General features: G+C 60.6%; 24 protein-coding genes. 16 read left to right on the top strand and 8 right to left on the bottom strand.

Going from position 1 to position 20,084, the window contains the following annotated elements; all coding sequences use genetic code 11:
* Positions 1–105: 105 nt before the first annotated feature.
* The 3 genes from AC1DXW_RS04705 to AC1DXW_RS04695 are packed head-to-tail and all read right to left on the bottom strand — an operon-like array spanning position 106 to position 2,622.
* A complete protein-coding gene (locus tag AC1DXW_RS04705) occupies positions 106–1,155 on the bottom strand; it encodes an alkene reductase (protein WP_477755434.1) in 1,050 nt (349 codons plus the stop codon).
* Positions 1,156–1,184: 29 nt separating this feature from the next.
* On the bottom strand, positions 1,185–2,315 hold the full coding sequence (locus tag AC1DXW_RS04700) for an MFS transporter (protein ID WP_477759801.1): 1,131 nt from the start codon (positions 2,313–2,315) through the stop codon (positions 1,185–1,187).
* A gap of 4 nt (positions 2,316–2,319) precedes the next feature.
* Entirely contained in the window at positions 2,320–2,622 is a 303-nt protein-coding gene (locus tag AC1DXW_RS04695) for an ArsR/SmtB family transcription factor (protein WP_477755432.1), read from the bottom strand.
* A gap of 170 nt (positions 2,623–2,792) precedes the next feature.
* Here AC1DXW_RS04695 and AC1DXW_RS04690 point away from each other — a divergent pair, with 170 nt between their 5' ends.
* Positions 2,793–3,371, top strand: coding sequence for an acyl carrier protein phosphodiesterase (locus AC1DXW_RS04690; protein WP_477755431.1), 579 nt, complete (start codon positions 2,793–2,795; stop codon positions 3,369–3,371).
* A gap of 123 nt (positions 3,372–3,494) precedes the next feature.
* Here the strand turns inward: AC1DXW_RS04690 and AC1DXW_RS04685 are convergent, their stop codons facing one another.
* Both AC1DXW_RS04685 and olsB read right to left on the bottom strand, forming a co-directional pair.
* Positions 3,495–4,286, bottom strand: coding sequence for a lysophospholipid acyltransferase family protein (locus tag AC1DXW_RS04685; protein WP_477755430.1), 792 nt, complete (start codon positions 4,284–4,286; stop codon positions 3,495–3,497).
* Positions 4,286–5,041, bottom strand: a complete 756-nt coding sequence (olsB, locus tag AC1DXW_RS04680) for an L-ornithine N(alpha)-acyltransferase (protein ID WP_477759800.1) — start codon at positions 5,039–5,041, stop codon at positions 4,286–4,288. The genes AC1DXW_RS04685 and olsB overlap by 1 nt, the downstream gene beginning before the upstream one ends.
* Before the next feature lie 145 nt (positions 5,042–5,186).
* On the opposite strand from olsB, the gene AC1DXW_RS04675 reads away from it, so the two are divergent.
* The 5 genes from AC1DXW_RS04675 (at position 5,187) to AC1DXW_RS04655 (ending at position 9,503) form a co-directional block, all read left to right on the top strand.
* Positions 5,187–6,065 (top strand): acyl-CoA dehydrogenase middle domain-containing protein, encoded by an 879-nt coding sequence (locus AC1DXW_RS04675; RefSeq protein ID WP_477755428.1) that lies wholly within the window; start codon positions 5,187–5,189, stop codon positions 6,063–6,065.
* 155 nt (positions 6,066–6,220) lie between these two features.
* On the top strand, positions 6,221–7,315 hold the full coding sequence (locus AC1DXW_RS04670; RefSeq protein ID WP_477759799.1) for a serine hydrolase domain-containing protein: 1,095 nt from the start codon (positions 6,221–6,223) through the stop codon (positions 7,313–7,315).
* Positions 7,312–7,635, top strand: coding sequence for an amidase (locus AC1DXW_RS04665; RefSeq protein ID WP_477755426.1), 324 nt, complete (start codon positions 7,312–7,314; stop codon positions 7,633–7,635). Before AC1DXW_RS04670 ends, AC1DXW_RS04665 begins: the two co-directional genes overlap by 4 nt.
* Positions 7,636–7,753: 118 nt before the next feature.
* Positions 7,754–8,344, top strand: a complete 591-nt coding sequence (locus tag AC1DXW_RS04660) for a YceI family protein (RefSeq protein WP_477755425.1) — start codon at positions 7,754–7,756, stop codon at positions 8,342–8,344.
* Between the two features lies 1 nt (position 8,345).
* Complete coding sequence (locus tag AC1DXW_RS04655) at positions 8,346–9,503, top strand: phospholipase D-like domain-containing protein (protein ID WP_477759798.1); 1,158 nt, start codon at positions 8,346–8,348, stop codon at positions 9,501–9,503.
* A 141-nt stretch (positions 9,504–9,644) separates the two neighbouring features.
* Here AC1DXW_RS04655 and bglX read toward each other — a convergent pair whose 3' ends face one another.
* A complete protein-coding gene (gene bglX, locus AC1DXW_RS04650) occupies positions 9,645–11,936 on the bottom strand; it encodes a beta-glucosidase BglX (protein WP_477759797.1) in 2,292 nt (763 codons plus the stop codon).
* Positions 11,937–12,199: 263 nt separating this feature from the next.
* Here bglX and AC1DXW_RS04645 point away from each other — a divergent pair, with 263 nt between their 5' ends.
* The 5 genes from AC1DXW_RS04645 (at position 12,200) to AC1DXW_RS04625 (ending at position 15,118) form a co-directional block, all read left to right on the top strand.
* The gene (locus AC1DXW_RS04645) at positions 12,200–12,805 is read left to right on the top strand and encodes a LemA family protein (RefSeq protein ID WP_477756454.1); all 606 of its coding nucleotides are present in this window, start codon (positions 12,200–12,202) and stop codon (positions 12,803–12,805) included.
* Between the two features lie 135 nt (positions 12,806–12,940).
* Positions 12,941–13,696, top strand: a complete 756-nt coding sequence (locus AC1DXW_RS04640) for a TPM domain-containing protein (RefSeq protein ID WP_477756455.1) — start codon at positions 12,941–12,943, stop codon at positions 13,694–13,696.
* A gap of 28 nt (positions 13,697–13,724) precedes the next feature.
* On the top strand, positions 13,725–14,342 hold the full coding sequence (locus AC1DXW_RS04635; RefSeq protein ID WP_477756456.1) for a TPM domain-containing protein: 618 nt from the start codon (positions 13,725–13,727) through the stop codon (positions 14,340–14,342).
* A 130-nt stretch (positions 14,343–14,472) separates the two neighbouring features.
* A complete protein-coding gene (locus tag AC1DXW_RS04630; RefSeq protein ID WP_477756457.1) occupies positions 14,473–14,775 on the top strand; it encodes a helix-turn-helix transcriptional regulator in 303 nt (100 codons plus the stop codon).
* Positions 14,762–15,118, top strand: coding sequence for a putative holin (locus AC1DXW_RS04625; RefSeq protein WP_477756458.1), 357 nt, complete (start codon positions 14,762–14,764; stop codon positions 15,116–15,118). Before AC1DXW_RS04630 ends, AC1DXW_RS04625 begins: the two co-directional genes overlap by 14 nt.
* A gap of 81 nt (positions 15,119–15,199) precedes the next feature.
* Here AC1DXW_RS04625 and AC1DXW_RS04620 read toward each other — a convergent pair whose 3' ends face one another.
* On the bottom strand, positions 15,200–15,625 hold the full coding sequence (locus AC1DXW_RS04620; RefSeq protein WP_477759796.1) for a helix-turn-helix domain-containing protein: 426 nt from the start codon (positions 15,623–15,625) through the stop codon (positions 15,200–15,202).
* Between the two features lie 300 nt (positions 15,626–15,925).
* On the opposite strand from AC1DXW_RS04620, the gene AC1DXW_RS04615 reads away from it, so the two are divergent.
* The 3 genes from AC1DXW_RS04615 to AC1DXW_RS04605 all read left to right on the top strand — a co-directional run bounded on the left by AC1DXW_RS04615 (position 15,926) and on the right by AC1DXW_RS04605 (position 17,916).
* Entirely contained in the window at positions 15,926–16,204 is a 279-nt protein-coding gene (locus AC1DXW_RS04615; RefSeq protein WP_477756058.1) for an Ogr/Delta-like zinc finger protein, read from the top strand.
* A 2-nt stretch (positions 16,205–16,206) separates the two neighbouring features.
* Entirely contained in the window at positions 16,207–16,569 is a 363-nt protein-coding gene (locus AC1DXW_RS04610) for a hypothetical protein (protein ID WP_477756057.1), read from the top strand.
* A gap of 132 nt (positions 16,570–16,701) precedes the next feature.
* The gene (locus AC1DXW_RS04605) at positions 16,702–17,916 is read left to right on the top strand and encodes a class I SAM-dependent methyltransferase (RefSeq protein ID WP_477756056.1); all 1,215 of its coding nucleotides are present in this window, start codon (positions 16,702–16,704) and stop codon (positions 17,914–17,916) included.
* Between the two features lie 81 nt (positions 17,917–17,997).
* Here AC1DXW_RS04605 and AC1DXW_RS04600 read toward each other — a convergent pair whose 3' ends face one another.
* Positions 17,998–18,888, bottom strand: a complete 891-nt coding sequence (locus AC1DXW_RS04600) for a DMT family transporter (RefSeq protein ID WP_477756055.1) — start codon at positions 18,886–18,888, stop codon at positions 17,998–18,000.
* Between the two features lie 222 nt (positions 18,889–19,110).
* Here AC1DXW_RS04600 and AC1DXW_RS04595 point away from each other — a divergent pair, with 222 nt between their 5' ends.
* Positions 19,111–19,692, top strand: a complete 582-nt coding sequence (locus tag AC1DXW_RS04595; RefSeq protein ID WP_477756054.1) for a DJ-1/PfpI family protein — start codon at positions 19,111–19,113, stop codon at positions 19,690–19,692.
* Positions 19,693–19,706: 14 nt separating this feature from the next.
* The gene (locus AC1DXW_RS04590; protein WP_477756053.1) at positions 19,707–20,012 is read left to right on the top strand and encodes a ribbon-helix-helix domain-containing protein; all 306 of its coding nucleotides are present in this window, start codon (positions 19,707–19,709) and stop codon (positions 20,010–20,012) included.
* Positions 20,013–20,084: the final 72 nt, after the last annotated feature.

The following is a 20,084-nucleotide window of genomic DNA, read 5'->3' as shown; positions in this document are numbered from 1 at the left end:
CYATCGCGAGCAAGCTCGCTCCCACAGGGGAAAGTGTCAAACCGTCACATATTAAAAAGCCCCGGCTCTTTCGAGTCGGGGCTTTTGCGTTTCAACAGTTGCTGATTACAGCGTCGGGTAGTCGATGTAACCGGCCGGGCCCTTGGTGTAGAACAGTTCCGGACGCACGTCGTTCAGCGGCGCGTCAGCCTGCAAACGCGCTGGCAGGTCAGGGTTGGCAATGAAAGGTACGCCGAAGGCGACTGCATCGGCCTTGCCGCTGGCGAGCAACGTGTTGGCGCTGTCCTTGGTGAAACGCTCGTTGGCAATGTATGGGCCGCCGAACGCTTCCTTGAGTTGAGGGCCGAGGCTGTCGGCACCTTCTTTCTCGCGCGAGCAGATGAAGGCGATGCCACGCTTGCCCAGTTCGCGAGCGACGTAGGTGAAGGTTTCGGCCAGGTTGTCGTCGCCCATGTCATGCATGTCGGCGCGTGGCGACAGGTGTACGCCCACACGGCCGGCACCCCAGATTTCGATCGCCGCGTCAGTCACTTCCAGCAGCAGGCGGGCACGGTTTTCCAGGGAGCCGCCGTAGTTGTCGGTGCGCTGGTTGGTGCTGCTTTGCAGAAACTGGTCGAGCAGGTAACCGTTGGCGGCATGGATTTCCACACCGTCGAAGCCGGCCGCCTTGGCGTTCTCGGCACCGACGCGGTAAGCGTCGACGATGTCGGCGATTTCAGCGGTTTCCAGGGCGCGCGGCACAGGGAAGTCGGCCAACGGACGAACCAGGTTGACGTGGCCCTTTGGCTGGATGGCGCTCGGGGCGACCGGGGCTTCACCGTTCAGGTACAAACCGTGGGAAATGCGACCCACGTGCCACAGTTGCAGGAAGATCTTGCCGCCCGCGCCATGGATAGCCTTGGTCACGTTGGACCAGCCACGTACCTGATCGTTGGACCAGATGCCCGGGGTGTCCGGGTAGCCGACGCCCATCGGCGTCACCGAAGTGGCTTCGCTGAGGATCAGCCCGGCGGAGGCACGTTGCACGTAGTACTCGGCCATCAGCGCGTTGGGCACGCGACCTTCGTCGGCGCGGCAGCGGGTCAGTGGCGCCATGATGATGCGGTTGGCCAACTCGAGGTCGCCCAGTTTGATCGGATCGAAAATAGTCGTCATTTAGTGCACCCTCGTGAGGTAATGGTTGATCAGTTGGTAGCAGGGGCCAGATCGGGATTGCCGCTCCGACGGAAAGTAATCAGGGTCACCAGCAGGGCGAGTACCGCCAGTGCCGCTGCCGCGAGCGGCACGCTGGTCAGGCCGAAGCCGTGGGCGATCACGCTGCCGCCGACCCAGGCACCCAAGGCGTTGCCGATATTGAAAGCGCCGATGTTCAGGGTCGATACCAGGTTCGGTGCGGCGTTGCCGAAGGTCACCACGTTCACTTGCAGCGCCGGTACGGCGGCGAAGCACGCGGTGGCCCAGAGGAACAGGGTGATTTCGGTCGGGATCAGCGCGACGCTGGTCCAGGTGAGCACGGTGGACACCACGGCCATGGTGATGAACACGCCGATCAGCGTCGCGGCCATGCCTTTGTCGGCCAGCTTGCCGCCGATGATGTTGCCGACCGTCAGGCCCAGGCCGATGAGCATCAGGGTCCAGGTCACGCCACGGGGCGAGACGCCGGTGACTTCGCCCAGCAGCGGCGCGACGTAGGTGAACAGGGTGAACACCGAGGCGGCAAACAGCGCGGTCATGCTCAGGGACAGCCAGATGCCGCCGCCCTTGAGTGCGGCGAGTTCGGCGCGCATGTCGAGTTTTTCTTCATCACGCTTGGCCGGCAGGAAGCGGATCAGACCGATCAGTGCGATCACACCGATCACGGTCACGGCCCAGAAGGTCGAACGCCAGCCGGCTTCCTGGCCGAGGGCGGTGCCCAGCGGTACGCCGAGGACGTTGGCCAGGGTCAGGCCGGTGAACATCAGGGCCACGGCCGAAGCGCGTTTGTTCGCAGGCACCAGGCCGGCGGCTACCACTGAACCGATACCGAAGAAGGCGCCATGACACAGGGCGGTGACCACACGGGCAAACATCAGCACGTTGTAGTCGCCGGCCACCGCGCAGAGCAGGTTGCCAATAATGAAAATGCCCATCAACGCCACCAGGGCGGCCTTGCGCGGCAATTTGGCGGTGGCCAGCGCCATGAACGGCGCGCCGATGGCCACGCCCAGGGCGTAACCCGTCACCAGCCAGCCGGCACCGGGAATCGACACACCGAGGTCAGCCGCCACGTTGGGCAGCAGGCCCATGATGACGAACTCTGTGGTGCCCCCCCCCACAGGGTCAGAGCTCTTTACTGAAGGTTCTGAGGAATTCCTGGATGGTTTCCTCATTACGTTTGAAGAAGTGCCACTGGCCGACTTTACGGCTGCTGATCAGGCCGGCGCGTTGCAGGGTCGCCAGGTGTGCGGACACCGTGGACTGCGACAGGCCGCAACGTTGATCGATCTGCCCGGCGCAAACGCCGTGCTCGTTGCTGTGGGACTGGTCGGGGAATTCGACGCTCGGGTCCTTGAGCCAGTGCAGGATGTCTCGCCGTACCGGGTGCGCCAAGGCTTTTATTATTTCGTCGAGATTCATGGTCATGATGTGGGCTCGTGATGTTTAAAACGCTATATCGCGATGAGGCGAACTTTAAATCGGTATTTCGCGATATACAAATATGATTTGGCTCTGACCAGCTCGCATTTCGGTATATCGAGTTATAACGATATGTTGAGTGTAACAAGACAAGATGGCGGTGCTAAGCTGCGCCCATGAACTATCTCGCACATCTTCACCTCGGTGGTCAGCGTCCAGGTCAATTGCTCGGCAGTCTGTATGGCGATTTCGTCAAGGGACGGCTGCAAGGGCAGTTCGCTCCGGAAATCGAGGGGGCCATCCAGCTGCACCGCAGCATCGACGTGTTCACCGATCGCCATCCGCTGGTGGACGTCGCGTTGTCGCGTTTTTCCCTGACCCGTCGTCGCTACGCCGGAATCGTGCTCGACGTGTTTTTCGACCATTGCCTGGCCCGGGACTGGACACTGTATGCCGACCGGCCCCTGGCGTTGTTCATCTCGGACGTTTACCGGGTGCTTTCCAGCGAACGGCAATTGCCGGAGCGGCTGGCGAAGATAGCGCCGCACATGGTGGCCAATGACTGGTTGGGTTCGTATCAGGAATTCGAGGTACTGGAGCAGGTGTTGCGCGGGATCTCGCGGCGCCTGACCCGGCCGGAGGAACTGGCGGCGGCGATGCAGGAGTTGCGGCGGTTGTATGAACCGTTGAGCGAGGATTTTCGGTTGTTCTATCCGCAGTTGCAGGATTTTGCCCGGAACTATTCAACAACATAAAACCCAAATGTGGGAGCGAGCTTGCTCCGGGCGGCGTTCCGACGATGAGGCCATTACAGTCACCATGGATGTGAGTGTGAGATAGCTATCGCGAGCAAGCTCGCTCCCACAGGGGATGTGTGTTTACGCTGCAATTGCAGGGCGCATTGGTGCTCGTTGCGGTTCGACAATTTCACCAAACAACGCCTTCTGCACCGCCTGCTGCGCCTCGAACGCCAGCGCCGCGCGTTCCCGTCCTTCACAAGCGATTGGCTTGAGCAGATGAATCTCCACGCCACCACGGTCGTTGGCGAACAGACGCATCAAGTGCGAGAGCAGATCATCGTCGCCAATGAACGGCGCCAGCGCGCAAGGCTCGCCGTCGCGCACATAACGAATCGCCACCGGCTGCATCGCCACTTCGGAATCGATGGCGGCGGACAGCAGGCGACCATGGAAGGTACGCAGCGAGCGGCCATCAGTAGTGGTGCCTTCCGGGAACATCAGCAAGGGATGGGCTTGTTCCAGGTGACGGGTCATCTGCTTGCGGATCAACTGGCTGTCACCCGAGCCACGGCGGATGAACAGGCTGCCGGCCTTGGCCGCCAACCAGCCGGCCACTGGCCAGGTGCGCACTTCGGCCTTGGACAGGAACGACAGTGGCGTGAGCATGCCCAGCAGCGGAATGTCGGTCCAGGACACGTGGTTGCTGACCCAGAGCATCGGTGTCTTCGGCAGCTCGCCATGGACGGTCACGTCAAAGGGCAGGGCGTTGCTCAGGCGGGCCATGAAAAACCGCGACCAGCGCTGACGACGCGCCATCGAATGGGCCAGGCTCAGGCGCTCGAACACCCCGAACACGCTGGCCATGCCCAAGCCCAGCGTCACCACCACCAGCACTCGCGCGATTCGCGCGTACACCCGCAACCGGCTCATTACACAGCCGCCTTGAAGTGTTTGGCGTAACGCGGGCAGAGTTCGTCGCGCTTGAGCAGGATGAACACATCGGCGACCTGGAAGTCTTCGTCCCAGCATGGCTCGCCGCAGATCTTCGCGCCCAGGCGCATGTAGGCCTTGAGCAGCGGTGGCATTTCGGCGATCACGTTCGACGGGATGTCCAGGCTTGGCAGCGGGTTTTTCGGCTCGGCGCGCAGATGTTCGGTGCACAGGTAGCGTTCGCGCAGACGCTGCATGATCGCGTGGGCCTGCACGCCGCCATCCTGCATCGGAATGCTCGCGCATCCMATCAGGTAGCTGTAGCCGCCCTGGTTCAGGACTTCGGCCAGTTCACCCCAGAGCACGGCGATGGTACCGCCGTTACGGTAGGCCGGGTCGACGCAGGTGCGACCGATTTCCAGGATCGGGCCTTGCAGGTGCACCAGGCCGTGCAGGCTGAATTCTTCTTCGCTGTAAAACCTGCCCAGGCTGCTGGCAGCGGTGTGGTCGAGCAAACGGGTGGTCGCCACCAGACGTCCGGTATTCAAGTCACGTACGCCGATGTGGGCGCAGTGAACGTCGTAGTCATCCATGTCCAGACCCAGTTCAGCGCCCTTGAGCCTGGCGTTGAATTCGCCGCTGAACACGTTGAAGCGCAAGGCCTGGGCCTCCTGCAATGCCTCGGCGCCCACCAGGCGTTCGGCTTGCAGGCGGCGTTCGTTGCCGGTGTCGCTGATGCGGGCGATCTGAGTCATGGCGAATCTCCGTGCGGGCTGCTCACCCGTCTTTGGGCTACAGCGAATCGACTTTCTTTGTCTGGCAAAGTCAGGCTATGTAGCCCCGGTGTCATCGCCATTAAGCTTTGGTGATGCTTATATGACAGCCCACAAGGAGCCTCTTATGCCCTGGCAAATCCTGTTGAACCGCCGTGATCGCCTGCCCGCCAACCCGGATCTGGCTGAAGGTTTCGCGACCTTGTTGCAGCAGTTGGGAGCGGTCACGCCGTTCGAATTGGCCGTGCTTGGCGGGCGGTTGATGGCGACGCCGGGGCTGGCGTTTCTGGTGGGGTATCAAGCGGCCTTGCGCATGCTCTGGCCGAGTGCGCCGCTGAGCCTCGGCGCGCTGTGCGCCACCGAACAGCGCAGCCTGCGCCCGGCCGACATGCAAACCCGACTGAGCGGTTTGCGTCTGAGCGGACGCAAGGATTTCGTCACCGCCGGCAATGCCGCCGACTGGCTGCTGGTGGCGGCCCGCAGCGAGGAGCCCGGCGTCGATCCACGCTTGAGCCTGGCGGTGATCTATCGTGGTGAGCCGGGTGTGCGGGTGGAAAAGCTGGCGCCGATTCCGTTGATGCCGGACATCAGCCATGGCCGCTTGTCTCTGGATAACGCACTGTGCGAATTGCTCGCCGGGGATGGCTGGGACGCGTACGTCAAACCGTTCCGCACGCTGGAAGACATCTACGTACTGAGCGCCATGACGGCGTGGTTGTATGGCGTCGGCCAGGAATGCGATTGGCCACAAGGCTTGCAACTGCGGTTGCTGGGGTTGTTGGCCGGGTGCGCGGAAACCAGTCGTCAGCCACCGACCCATCCGGCCGGGCATGTGTTGCTTGGCGGGTTGTTTGCGCAGTTCGAAGGGCTCAAGGCCGAGGTGAATGAGGCGCTGGCTGGAGGGCCTCCAGAGTGGGCGACGATGTGGCAGCGGGATCAGGCGGTGATGGAGTTGGCGGCGGGGGCGAGGGGCAAGCGGTTGGCCAAGGCATTGGCGCTGTATTGACGGCCGTCATCGCGAACAGGCTCGCTCCTACATTTGGAATGCATTCCCCTGTAGGAGTGAGCCTGCTCGCGATAGCAATCTTTCAGGCAATACAAATTTCTGAACTGTCATCAACCTCGACTAGGCTCAGCAGGTTCAATCTCCGAGCCCCCGCCATGCCCAAAGGCTTGCCCCTGATTTTCCTGCTGTTGCTCAGCTTCACGGTCCAGGCCGAAAACTGGCCCGCCGAGCAATGGCCGACCGCCCCGACGCCGACCGGCCCGGCGCTGCAAGCCCTGGAGGCCTACGCCTTCCCATCCCGCGATGACACCACTCGCCAGGGTGTTCGTACCGATGCCTTGCTGGTGATCCGCGACGGCCAGTTGATCTACGAACGCTACGCCGGTCCGACGACGGCCGAGACGCCGCACCTGACCTGGTCGATCAGCAAGAGCCTGATGGCCACGATCCTCGGCGTGGCCTATGGCGAAGGCTTGTTCAAGCTCGGCGACCCGGTGGCGAAGTTTTATCCGCCCCTGCAAACACACCCCGACATGACCATGGCCGACCTGCTGCACTGGGCCTCGGGCCTGGATTGGCAGGAGGACTACGAATACGCACCGCTGAAGTCTTCGGTGGTGGCCATGCTCTACACCCGCGGTCACCACGACATGGCCGCGTTCACCGCGGCCCATGATGCTTATGCCGCGCCAGGCCAGGCGTTTCGCTACTCCAGCGGTGACAGCAACCTGCTGTCCGCCGCGCTGAAAACCATCGTCGGTCCCGGCCGTTATCCCGACTTTCCGTGGACTGCATTGTTCGAACCGCTGGGCATTCGCCACGCGATCTGGGAAACAGATGCCACGGGCACTTTCGTCGCGTCGTCCTATGCCTACCTCACTGCACGGGACCTGGCCCGGGTCGGTCTGTTGATGGCCCGCGAAGGTCGTTGGGGAGGCAAGCAGCTACTGCCCAAGGATTGGGTGGCGTTCAACCGGGAGCCGTTCGCTCACTATCACGCACACAAAGACGATGCCGTACCCGGCGGCCAATGGTGGCTCAATCGAGCCGTCGAGGGCGCGGCACAACCCTGGCCCGATGYCCCCGCCGACACCTTCGCCGCATTGGGTCATTGGGGGCAGGCAATGTATGTGATCCCCAGCGAACACCTGGTGATCGTCCGCTATGGCGATGACCGCGACGGCAGCTACCGGCACAACCAATTGCTCCAACTCGCGCTCAAGGTCTTTGCCGGGAAGGTGCAGCCATGACCGGTTTCATTCGCCGTCGACCGGCCAGTTCCCTATTGTTGATCCTGCTGATCGCCTTGCTCGGCTGGATCTGGCACGAGCGGGTGGCGCTGTGGGCGTTCCCCGACATCATCAGCGCCTACACCGCCAAGGAATACTGTTCGTGCCGCTACGTGATGAACAACGACGCCGAGTACTGCCACGGTTATGTGCAACAGTGGCTGCCCGCCAGCGACTTTACCGATGATGTTGCTGGCAAGCGGGTAACGGTCAGCGGCATGGGCCGCAGCAACAGCGCAGTGTGGATCGGCGAGCGCCAGGGCTGTCGCTTGCAGCCCTGAGTGCGATGAAGTGCCTGGGTGAGAGGAGGGCTTTTGTGGCGATGGGGTAACGGATGGCTTGCAATGCGCTGAAGGCCGGTTAAGGTTCAGCACAGGTTTATCTGCCCCACGAGTCTCTATGTTCAAGCGCTCCACCCTTCAACCCCTCGCTTTCCTGCTGCTGGCCGGTGCTGCGTTGTCGGCCCGTGCCGATTGGTACCTGGATGGCGAGTCTTCGCGCCTGTCGTTCGTCAGCACCAAAAACGCCAATGTCTGCGAAGTGCAGCGCTTTCTGGTGCTGCACGGCAAGGTCGATCCCGAAGGACTGGCGCAGGTGGAAGTCGAGCTGGAGTCGATCAACAGCGGCATTGCGTTGCGCGATGAGCGCATGCGCAAGGAACTGTTCCAGATCGACCGGTTTCCCGACGCCTTGATCACCACGAAAATCGATCTGCGCCCGATCAATGATCTTGCTCCCGGCGCACAGCTGGAGTTGCGCCTGCCGCTGATGGTGGACCTGCACGGCAAACAACACGAATACCCCGCCGAACTGCTGGCGACCCGTCTCGATGACCGGCGCTTCCAGGTGGTGACCCTCGAACCGCTGGTGATCAATGCCGAGGATTTCGATCTGACGCCTGGTCTGGAGACGTTGCGTAAAATGGCCGGCCTCTCGGCGATCAGTCTGTCGGTGCCGGTGGGTGCGGTGCTGATTTTTACGGCGCGCTGACATGGCCGGAGCGATTTTTCCCTGGCGTGAAGGCAACCACTTCGAACTGCTGGTCGATGGTCCGCAGTTTTTCCCGCGCATGCTGGTGGCGATTGCCCGCGCCGAAGAACAGGTTGAGTTGGAGTTGTATCTGGTGGAGGCGGGCGCCTGTGCCGAAGCCATGGTCCAGGCCCTGGTACAGGCCGCCGAGCGTGGGGTGCGGGTGCGCTGCCTGTTCGATGATTACGGCAGCCTCGCCTTCACCCTGACCTTGCGCCGGCGGCTGATGGCCGCCGGGGTGGAGCTGCGTTTCTACAATCGCCTGAGCTGGCGGCGCTGGGTCGGCAATTTCTACCGCGATCACCGCAAGCTGTTACTGGTGGACCAAAGCATGGCAGTGGTCGGCGGCACCGGTGTCACCGACGAGTTTTGGACCCCGGGGGAAGACGTCAGCGAATGGCACGAAGTGATGGTGGAAATCACCGGGCCGCTGGTGCTCGATTGGCAGTTGCTGTTCGACCGCCAGTGGATCGCCAACCGCCATCGTCGCGCCTGGCGTCCCGCCTCGCATTTCGGCTTGCCGCGCCTGCCTCGGGTGCCATCGATGGGCGAGGGCATGGGCCGGGTGGCCTATGCCGACGCCCGCCAGCACCGGGATATTCTGCAATCGCTGGTGCGCGCCCTGAACAGCGGCCAGCGACGGATCTGGCTGGCCACGCCGTACTTTTTGCCGACCTGGAAAGTCCGCCGTTCCCTGCGCCGGGCGGCTGCCCGGGGCGTCGATGTGCGGTTGCTGCTGACCGGGCCCCGTACCGATCACCCGTCCGTGCGCTACGCCGGGCATCGTTACTACCCGCGACTGCTCAAGGCCGGGGTGAAGATCTTCGAGTACCAGCCGTGTTTCCTGCACCTGAAAATGGTCTTGATCGATGACTGGGTGAGCATCGGCTCGTGCAACTTCGATCACTGGAATCTGCGCTTCAACCTGGAAGCCAATCTGGAAGCGCTGGACCCCGGGTTGACCCGGTCGGTGGCAGCGAGTTTCGAACACGACTTCGCCCTGAGCCAGCAAGTCAGCCTGGAAGAATGGAAGCGCCGGCCACTGTGGYGGCGGATCAAGCAGCGGGTGTGGGGATGGGTGGATCGGGTGGTGGTGAATCTGCTGGATCGAAGGGGTTGACCCCCGATTTTCTGAACACTGAAAACCACTGTGGGAGCGAGCTTGCTCGCGATGAGGGCTTAACATTCGACATCTCTGTCGACTGTCAGTCCGCTATCGCGAGCAAGCTCGCTCCCACAGGTTTTTGCAGTGTTTGAACGGTTACAGCAACTCAAAACTCTGCTGCGTCACGTCCTGGGAATCCAGGCCGATCTGCACGTTGAACTTGCCCGGCTCCGCCGCGTACTTGAGCTGGGTGTTGTAGAACTTCAGCTCGTCCTCAGTGATGGTGAAGTGCACGACCTTCTGTTCGCCGGCCTTGATCATCACTTTCTGGAAGTTCTTCAGTTCCTTGATCGGGCGGATCATCGAGCCGGCCACGTCCTGGATGTACAACTGCACCACGGTTTCGCCGTCACGCTTGCCGGTGTTCTTCACTGTGACGCTGGCGTCGAGCTTGCCGGTCTTGTTCAGTGTGGTCGACGACAGGGCCATGTCGCTCAGGCTGAACTCGGTGTAGCTCAGGCCATAACCGAACGGGTACAAGGGGCCTGTGGTGTCATCGAAATATTGCGAGGTGTAGTTGCCCGGTTTGCCCGGGGTGAACGGCCGGCCAATGGTCAGGTGGTTGTAGTAGGTCGGAATCTGGCCGACCGAGCGCGCGATACTGATCGGCAGTTTGCCCGACGGGTTGTAGTCGCCGAACAGCACATCGGCGATGGCGTTGCCGCCCTCGGTGCCGGTGAACCAGGTTTCCAGGATCGCGTCAGCCTGCTCCCTCTCCTCGAGGATCGTCAGTGGGCGGCCGTTCATCAACACCAGCACCAGCGGTTTGCCGGTGGCTTTCAATGCGCGAATCAGCTCGCGCTGGTTTTCCGGGATGTTCAGGTCGGTGCGGCTCGACGATTCGTGGGACATGCCACGGGATTCGCCGACGGCGGCAACCACTACGTCAGCGTCCTTGGCCGCTTTCACTGCTTCGTCGATCAGCACGTTCGCCGGGCGAGGGTCATCCACCACTTCCGGGGCGTCGAAGTTGAGGAAGTTGAGGTAGCCGAGGATGTTTTTGTCACTGGTGATGTTGGCGCCACGAGCGTAGATCAGCGTCGATTGAGCGCCCAGGGCGTTGGTCATGCCGTCGAACAGGGTCACCGATTGCGCCGGTTTACCGGCAGCGGCCCAGCTGCCCATCATGTCGATGGGCGCCTTGGCCAGCGGACCGACCAGGGCGATTTTTGCAGTCTTCTTAAGTGGCAGGGTTTCGTTGCGGTTTTTCAGCAGCACCTGGCTGCGACGCGCCACATCGCGGGCCTCGGCGCGGTGCAGACGGCTGTCGGCGTAGGTGTCGACCGGGTCATCCTCGGCCTTGCCGATGCGCAGGTACGGGTCCTTGAACAGGCCCATGTCGTACTTGGCGCCCAGTACCGCACGCACGGCATTGTCGATGTCGCTCTGCTGGATCTCGCCGGACTTCAGCAGCCCTGGCAGCTCTTTGCCGTACAGGGTGTCGTTCATGCTCATGTGGATGCCGGCCTTGATCGCCAGCTTCGCCGCTTCGCGACCGTCGGCGGCAACGCCGTGCTTGATCAGCTCGAAAATCGCCCCGTGGTCGCTGACCGCCAGGCCCTTGAAGCCCCACTCCTTGCGCAGCAGGTCGTTCATCAGCCAGGTGTTGGCGGTGGCCGGCACGCCGTTGATCGAGTTCAGCGCGACCATCACTCCGCCGGCACCGGCGTCAATCGCCGCACGGTACGGTGGCAGATAGTCCTGGTACATCTTGACCGGGCTCATGTCGACGATGTTGTAGTCGCGGCCACCCTCGACCGCGCCGTACAGGGCGAAGTGCTTGACGCTGGCCATGATGCTGTCGGCCGCGTTGGCGCCAGTGCCCTGGAACGCCTTGACCATCACGCCGGCAATGCGCGACACCAGGTAGGTGTCTTCGCCGAAGCCTTCGGAAGTACGGCCCCAACGCGGGTCGCGGGAGATGTCGACCATCGGCGCGAAGGTGATGTCGAGGCTGTCAGCCGCGGCTTCCTTGGCGGCGATGCGCCCGGACAGGCCAATGGCGTCCATGTCCCAGCTCGAGGCCAGGGCCAGCGGGATCGGGAAAATGGTGCGGTGGCCGTGGATCACGTCGTAGGCGAAGAACATCGGGATCTTCAGGCGGCTGCGCATGGCCGCGTCCTGCATCGGCCGGTTTTCCGGGCGGGTGATCGAGTTGAACGTACCACCGATGTTGCCCGCCGCGATTTCCTTGCGGATCAGCTCCCGGGGCATTTCCGGGCCGATGCTGATCAGGCGCAACTGGCCGATTTTTTCATCGAGGGTCATTTGCTTCATCAGATTGCTGACGAAGGCTTCCTTGTTCTCCAGGGGTGCGGGTGTCGTGGCGGCCAATACGTTATGACTGGCCAGGCTGACGAACAGGCCCAGCAAACACAGCTTCTTCATGAATAGTTTTCTCAAGGGCCCAAACGGCGATGCACACGCCGGCCAGCCAAAATTTAGGGAGCGTCTATTGTTGTTCGGGTGCCCGCTCAAAAGACCAGAGCCAAAAAACCACAGCCAGATGGCGGATGCGTTTTTGCGCAGGGCCTCTTTTTAGCCCATCGGCCCGTTGCAATCCAGAGGCGCGGGCGATTATGCCCCAAGAGCCGGCTCAGTAGGTTTCACGGTCGGTCTTTTCATGAAATGTACAAGGGAGCTTCAGCCTGATGAATGTAAGTCCAATCTACCGTTCGCGCCTGCAGGTCGCCACGCTGCTGATGCTGGCCACGTTGCTGACCGCTTGCGGCATCAACAATATCCCGACCCTCGACGAACAGGCTAAGGCCGCCTGGGGCCAGGTGCAGAACCAGTATCAGCGCCGTGCTGACCTGATTCCCAATCTGGTGGAAACCGTCAAGGGCTACGCCAAACATGAGGAAGAGACCCTGACGGCGGTCATTGAAGCTCGGGCCAAGGCCACGTCGATCCAGGTGGATGCCTCGACCCTCGACAACCCGGAAAAACTCAAGCAGTACCAACAGGCCCAGGATCAGCTCAGTGGCGCCTTGAGTCGTTTGATGGTGGTCTCCGAGCGCTATCCGGACCTGAAGGCCAACCAGAACTTCCTCGCCTTGCAATCGCAGCTTGAAGGCACCGAGAACCGGATCAGCGTGGCCCGGCGTGATTTCATCCTCGCGGTGCAGAAATACAACACCGAGATCCGCACGTTCCCCGGTCGCCTGTGGCACAGCGTGATGTACAGCGACCTGCCGGTGCGCGAGACCTTCGAAGCCACACCGGGGTCGGAAAAGGCCCCCGAGGTCAAATTCTGAATCAACCCTGTAGGAGCTGCCGCAGGCTGCGATCTTTTGACTTTGATTTTTTCGCGAGCGCTAAAGGTCAAGATCAACAGATCGCAGCCTGCGGCAGCTCCTACAGGGCCAGGCTTGGGACGGAAGAGGTTGCTAATGCGTGTGTTTAAAACAGTCCTGTTGCTGTTGTTCTGGCTGGTGACGATCACGGCCCGGGCCGAGCTGAGCTTCCCGGCGCTGACCGGGCGGGTGGTCGACAATGCGCAGATGATCGAGCCATCGGTGCGCCAGCAACTCAGCCAACAACTTCAGGCCCATGAGCAAGCCACCGGCGAGCAGCTTGTGGTCGTGACTTTGCCGGATTTGCAAGGCACAGACATCGCCGACTTCGGTTACCAACTCGGCCGCCACTGGGGCATCGGGCAGAAGGACAAGAACAACGGCGCCTTGCTGATCGTCGCCCGGGACGAGCGTAAACTTCGCATCGAAGTCGGCTACGGCCTGGAGGATCGCCTGACCGATGCCCAGAGTTCGGTGATCATCAACCAGGTCATTACCCCGGCGTTCAAGACCGGCAACTTCAGCAAGGGCATCAGTGACGGCGTGGCGGCGATGCTGGTGGTGCTGGGCGGCAACCCCCTGGACGAACCCTCCACGGCGTATGAATCCAGAGGCGATCCGGGGGGCGATTTCGTCTCGCGGCATCCCGGGTTGTTCGTGTTTTTGCTGATGTTGTTCATCCTGACTGTTTTTGTGTGCCAGATGCTCGGTATCCTTCCCGCCGGCCGGGGCGGCTCCGGCGGATCCGGGGGCGGCTTTGGCGGTGGTGGATTTGGCGGCGGCGGTGGAGGTGGAGGCTTCAGCGGCGGCGGGGGCAGTTTCGGCGGGGGCGGTTCGTCCGGCGGCTGGTGATAATAAAAACGAGCAGGCACTTCACGACATGGCATTACTGACTGAACACGAACAACGCAAAGTGGCCGAGGCAATTGCCCGGGTCGAGCGCGATACTGATGCGGAACTGGTGACCGTGCTCGCGGCCCGCGCCGACGACTATGCGTACATCCCGTTGCTGTGGGCCAGCCTGCTGGCGCTGCTGGTGCCGGGCGTCGTGCATTACCTCACCGGTTGGCTGACCCTGCACAGCCTGCTGATGGTGCAATGGGCGCTCTTCATTGTGCTGTGCCTGGTGTTCCGCCTGCCGAACGTCACCACCCATCTGATCCCGCGCTCGGTGCGCCACTGGCGCGCCTCGAACCTGGCGCGCCGGCAGTTCCTGGAGCAGAACCTGCACCACACCGAGGGCAGCACTGGCGTGCTGATTTTCGTCTCCGAGGCCGAGCGTTATGTGGAGATCCTGGTGGATGAAGGGATTTCCAGTCGCCTGGACAACAAGAACTGGGACGCCATTGTCGCCACGTTCACCCAACAGGTGAAGCAGGGGCAGACGCTGCAAGGGTTTGTCAGCTGCATCGAAGCCTGTGGCGAATTGCTCAAAGTGCATGTGCCAGTGACCCATGCGCGCAATGAGTTGCCGAACCGGTTGGTAGTACTCGGCTAAGACTTTTCATCGTGTTATGTAGCGCTCGCCGCTACAACTCCCGTCGATTGTTCGGGTTCGGCCTGATCGTCAGTATTTCTCTCTAACAGTGGACGCCCAGCGACGGGTGTTCCCGCAAAGAGGGATTCTTATGTCAACCCAACAATCGAATGACTCTTTGGCGCGGGTAGCACCCGGCGGAGAGGGAAGTACACCAACGGCGAAGCTGACGGCGAAAGAAACACAAATCCTGATGTGGTGTTTCAAGGGCAAGACTTCCTGGGAAATCGCCAGGATCGAGAATTGCGCGGAATCTACCGTTAATTTTCACTTCGCCAATATTCGCCGAAAGTTCGACGTCAGCACTCGCAGTTCTGCCTTGCTCAAGGCGATCGAGTCGGGAGCGATCATCGTGGATTCGGTCGTTGCGCGAGGTGCACATGAGCCTGACTGATTCGACCTACAACGGTATCAGTGGGCTCATGTTGGGAATGGGGATTGCATCACTGCCAGTGGTTGATGGCGAGGTACTGTTTGGTGCAATGCTCGGCGCGTGGCTGGTTACAACCACTCGCACTGACTTCAAGGCCTGGCAACGCATCGGTTCCTGGTCGCTGTCTGCGGGTGTCGGTTACCTCTTCACGCCTGTCGCACATCCGCTGGTGCCTTTTCTGACAGCAGGCGTGACAGCCTTTCTTTGCGCACTGGTTGTTATTCCTATCAGCATCAAGTTCATGCAATGGATCGATAGCGTCGGTATCGGCGAAATCATTCGACACCTGCGAAGGCGAAGATGAGGGGCCATGAATGGATTGCTTTGGTGTGGGTGGCGGGCGCGGCATGTCTTGAAGCTATGAAACTTCGGATTACATAGGTCATCAAGTTTCATTCGAAGGTTTAAGTGTTGCCAGAATGGAGGCCATTTCGGAAAGCCTGAGTTCCATATCACGCAGTCGTTGCTTTTCCTCGAGTGCGTGTTGTATGGCGCAGCGATCATCTTCGTCGAGCAACCGCCAGAGCGTGAGAATGGTGTTTTCCCGTGTTGTGCTTTCCTGATTGGCTTCCGAAGAATTAGTAACTGTTTGTCTCAAAATCGGACCTTCGCCCAGCAGCAACCAATCAAGGGAGATACCCCGAGTTTGAGCAATTTCTACGCATAATGAGTACGGCGTGCTGTCGCGGCCTTTCCAGCTACTAAGGGTTTGCGGACTGATCTGTAGCGCCGAAGATAAAGAAACATCGGTTCTAGTACCTGTAATTTGCTTTAAACGAGCCAGAACAGCTTGTGATTTTTTGCTACGCAATTTGAGCCTCTTCCTTTTGACATATGCTTTTTGAGTGCCTAATTTATGCGTAATGAGTACTTTTTTTCTTGTAACTAATCAATCATCAAAGATGAGTCAGAAGAATACGATGTCGAAACTTCCTAATGCTATCAGGGTGATTTCCTACGAGCATGGCTCGAACCCATTACGCGACTGCCCGATGCACTTCCTTATGTCTGGCAGACACTGTTCGCAAGACCGGAGCGCCGCGATGAAACTCTCAAGCAGTATTGCGTTTGATCAGGTTGATTGCCACCCAATGACCGTCGGGAATCAAGCATGAGTACTTATAAAATGGTGTGCCCGCACTGCTTGAACAGGATGCGCATCCGCACCAGCGAAGGCCGACATATTTTCCTGCGGGTGGCGTATCTGCAATGCACGTCGGAAGCTTGCGGTTGGTCCGTGCGTGCCGAATTTGAAATGACCCATGAACTTTCGCCCAGTGGCATGCCCAATCCGGCCGTACGCCTGCCTTGCGCCGGACCCGATTTGCGCCGTGCCGCCCGGCCCGTAGCAATCAGTCCTGCCACGACAGACGTGCCGCAGGAGACGTGAGCATGAAGGTCATCGATGAAAATGCAGATATGAATGAGGAACTGTTGGCTATAGCCCAAGCGTTTCTGGGGCGCCATGAAAGTGAAGGGGGGAACGATGATCAAGTCCTGTTTTGTCGCGCGGTGAAGCATCTGCAGAATATGGATGTACCGATGTACCTGGCGGAAAGGCTGGTCAGCCGTGCCTACGGCGTACTCAAGTCGTGCAACGACCGGCGGCGCCTGGATATCGATGCCAGTTCCGAAACGGTCGCCGTGGTGACTGACCCTGCCAATGGCCTGACTTGGGCGGTGCCAGTGGGGCTGATCGTCAAACACATCATCAACTCGCCGAATAACCGCAGGCTTCGCCTGGTGGAACCCTGAGTTTTCAGCGGTTGTATTGAGGTCCTGGGCACCATGACTGGGACCTGCCGCAAAATAACCCCGTGCCCAAAGTCCTCGTCCCCCTTAAAATACCGGCATTCTCCGATTTGCATCGCCTGAGGCCGTTTTTCCATGTCCGTCACCGCCACTCCCGCCAGCCTCGCGCCGGATCATCACGCCCAGTTCATCGACCTGGTGCAAACCAGCCTCGAGCAAAATGCGTTCATCAAACTGGTGCTGGCCAAGTACGTGGGCGATGAAACGGACCTGCAGCGGATCATCATCAAACCGGTGACGGTCAAGGCGCTGCCTTGCCTGTCCTTTGTCTACCGCTACAAAACCCGCGACATCACCAAGAACCTGCCGCTGGCCGAAGGCGTGGCGAGCATTGCCGAGCTGCTGCCAGCGTCGTTCAAAAATGCGCATTTGTTGGCGTTGACCGACGAAGCCCAGCTCGAATACAGCAAAAAGGGCAAGTCATCGCTGTTCAAGAGCAAACCTCAACAATTGCGCGAAGTGCCATCGGCCGAGCACAACCGTGAAAAAAACCGTTTTCTTGACCTGAGCCGGCCGTTTCTCGCCGACCTGGGTGTGACCAACAAGCAGCATGAACTGATCCCGGCGATGTCGCGCAAGTGGAAGCAGATCAACAAGTTCATCGAAGTGTTCAGCCATGCGCTGACCTCGTCGCCCCTGGCGCTGGACAAACCAGTGCGCGTGGCAGACTTCGGATCGGGCAAGGGTTACCTGACCTTCGCCATCCACGACTATCTGCGCAACACCTTGAAGGCCCAAGGCGAGGTGACCGGTGTCGAACTGCGTGAAGACATGGTCACCCTGTGCAATACAGCGGCCGCCAAGCTTGAGCACCCCGGCCTGGTGTTCAAGTGCGGTGACGTGCGCAGCGTGGCGCCGAGCGAGCTGGACGTGATGATCGCCCTGCATGCCTGCGATATCGCCACTGACTATGCGATCCACACCGGCATCCGTTCCGGCGCGGCGATCATCATGTGCTCGCCGTGCTGCCACAAGCAGATCCGCCTGCAAATCCAGAGCCCGGTGCTGCTCAAGCCGATGCTGCAATACGGTCTGCACTTGGGCCAGCAGGCGGAAATGGTCACCGACAGTTTGCGCGCGTTGTTCCTTGAGGCCTGCGGCTACGAGACCAAAGTGTTCGAGTTCATCTCACTGGACCACACCAACAAGAACAAGATGATCCTGGCGGTCAAACGCGCCGAGCCGGTGGCCCCGGCCTTGTTGCTGGCGAAGATTCAGGAGCTGAAGGATTTCTATCACATCAGCGAGCATTGCCTGGAAACCTTGCTGCGCGCTGACGGCTATTTGTAAACATCACAATCCTGTAGGAGCCGGCTTGCCAGCGATAGCGATCTCGAGGACGCCATCGCCAGCAAGCCGGCTCCTACAGGGTCATGCAGTGGCAGTTCGCGCCGGGCGCACTGTCGTTTTGCGTCCGAGCATCACAGTGACAATAACGCCGCCAGCAAACAGCCAGGTAATCGGCTCCACATGTTCACCGAAAAACAGCGCGGAGAAGGCGATGGTGAAGAAAATCTGCAGCAACTGGATCTGACTGACCCGGGCAATGCCGCCCATGGCCAGCCCGGCGTACCACGCGAAGAAGCCGATGAACTGCGAAAATAGCGAAACATAACCGAAGGCCCACCAGGTCTTGGCGGAAACCTCGCCCTGATGCTGCAGCGCCAGATACACCACCGGGCCGATCAGCAGCGGCGTCGACAACACCAGCGCCCAGCAGATCACCTGCCAGCCACCCATCTCCCTGGCCAGTCGGCCTCCCTCGGCGTAGCCCAATCCGCCCACTGCAATGGCACCAAGCATCAGCAAATCTCCGGCCTGAATGCTGCCGGCACCGCTGATCAGTGCATAACCGAGCACCAACGCGCTGCCCAATGCCGCGCAGGCCCAGAAGGCTTTCGAAGGCCGCTCATGGGACAACCACGCGGCATACAGCGCCACGCACAGCGGCTGCAAACCGTTGACCAGCGCACCGTGGGACGCCGGCAAGGTTTGCATGGCCCAGGCCGACAATACCGGGAAGCCGAGAATCACCCCGGCCATCACCAGCGTCAGGCCTTTGACCTGCTTCCAGGTCGGCCATTTTTCCCGGTGCCACAGCAACAGCAACGCCGCAGGAACCGCCGCAAACAGTGCCCGGCCCAGGCCGTTGAGCAGCGGGTGGAGTTCCTGCACGACGATCCGCGTGAAGGGCAGGGTGAGGCTGAAGATCACAACGCCGAGCAGGCCCAGGGCCATGCCGGTGTTTTCGCGCGAGGACATGATGGCAACCAGAATCGTGGAAGGTGGGAGGTGGTGTTATCTAGCCATAAACCCGGTGTAAGCCGCTGTTACAGCTAGGTGCAGAGTTATCCGTACAGTTGCGAGCCTTCGGCAGCTCCTACAGTGGTCCTGTGCATTCGTAGTAGCCGGTTGTTACCCGCCCAGCCGGATAAGGACTACCTTGAATACTCCTGCAAGCCCACTTCCAGAGGAGTCCTCCCCATGGCTGCGAAAAAAATTCTGATGCTGGTCGGTGATTACGTCGAAGACTATGAAGTGATGGTGCCGTTCCAGGCGCTGCTGATGGTCGGCCACACGGTACACGCCGTTTGCCCGGACAAAGCCGCCGGCCAGACTGTGCGCACGGCGATCCATGACTTTGAAGGCGACCAGACCTACAGTGAAAAACCCGGTCACCTGTTTGCCCTGAACTTTGATTTCGCCAAGGTCAACGCCGTCGATTATGACGCCGTGCTGATTCCGGGCGGCCGTGCGCCGGAGTATCTGCGCCTGAACGAAAAAGTCCTGGAACTGGTGCGCGCATTCGACAAGGCCGGCAAACCTATCGCCGCCGTGTGCCATGGCGCGCAGTTGCTGGCGGCCGCGGGTGTTCTCGAAGGTCGCGAGTGYAGCGCTTATCCAGCCTGCGCCCCGGAAGTGCGCCTGGCGGGCGGTACGTATATCGACATTCCGGTGACGGACGGCCATGTTCAGGGCAATCTGGCCACGGCTCCGGCCTGGCCTGCGCACCCGAACTGGCTGGCCGGTTTCCTGGGGTTGCTGGGTACCAAAATCACGCTGTAACGAGGGATAGGTCCATGTGCGAGCTGTACGTCAAAGCCGACCCGATACTCTACGAATCGCGCTCCCGCTCGCTGCGCATCTGCGGGGTGGTCACCACCCTGCGGCTGGAGAATCAGTTTTGGGACATCCTCAGCGAAATCGCCGAAGTCGACGGCATGACCACCAACCAATTGATCGCCAAGCTGTATGAAGAGGTGATGGACTATCGCGGTGAGGTGGTCAATTTCGCTTCGTTCCTGCGGGTGAGTTGTACGCGCTACCTGAGCCAGCGGCGGACGTCGGCGCCGGAGTTGTCGGTGGTGCGGGCGACGGCGAAGTAGATAAATTTTTATCGTCTGTACCGGCCCCATCGCGAGCAAGCTCGCTCCCACAGGGATCACGCTGAACCTGTG

It is taken from the genome of Pseudomonas sp. P4_C4 (genome assembly GCF_056402055.1).
Note: the sequence above shows the minus strand (reverse complement) of the source record. Positions and strands in the feature narration are given on the sequence as shown.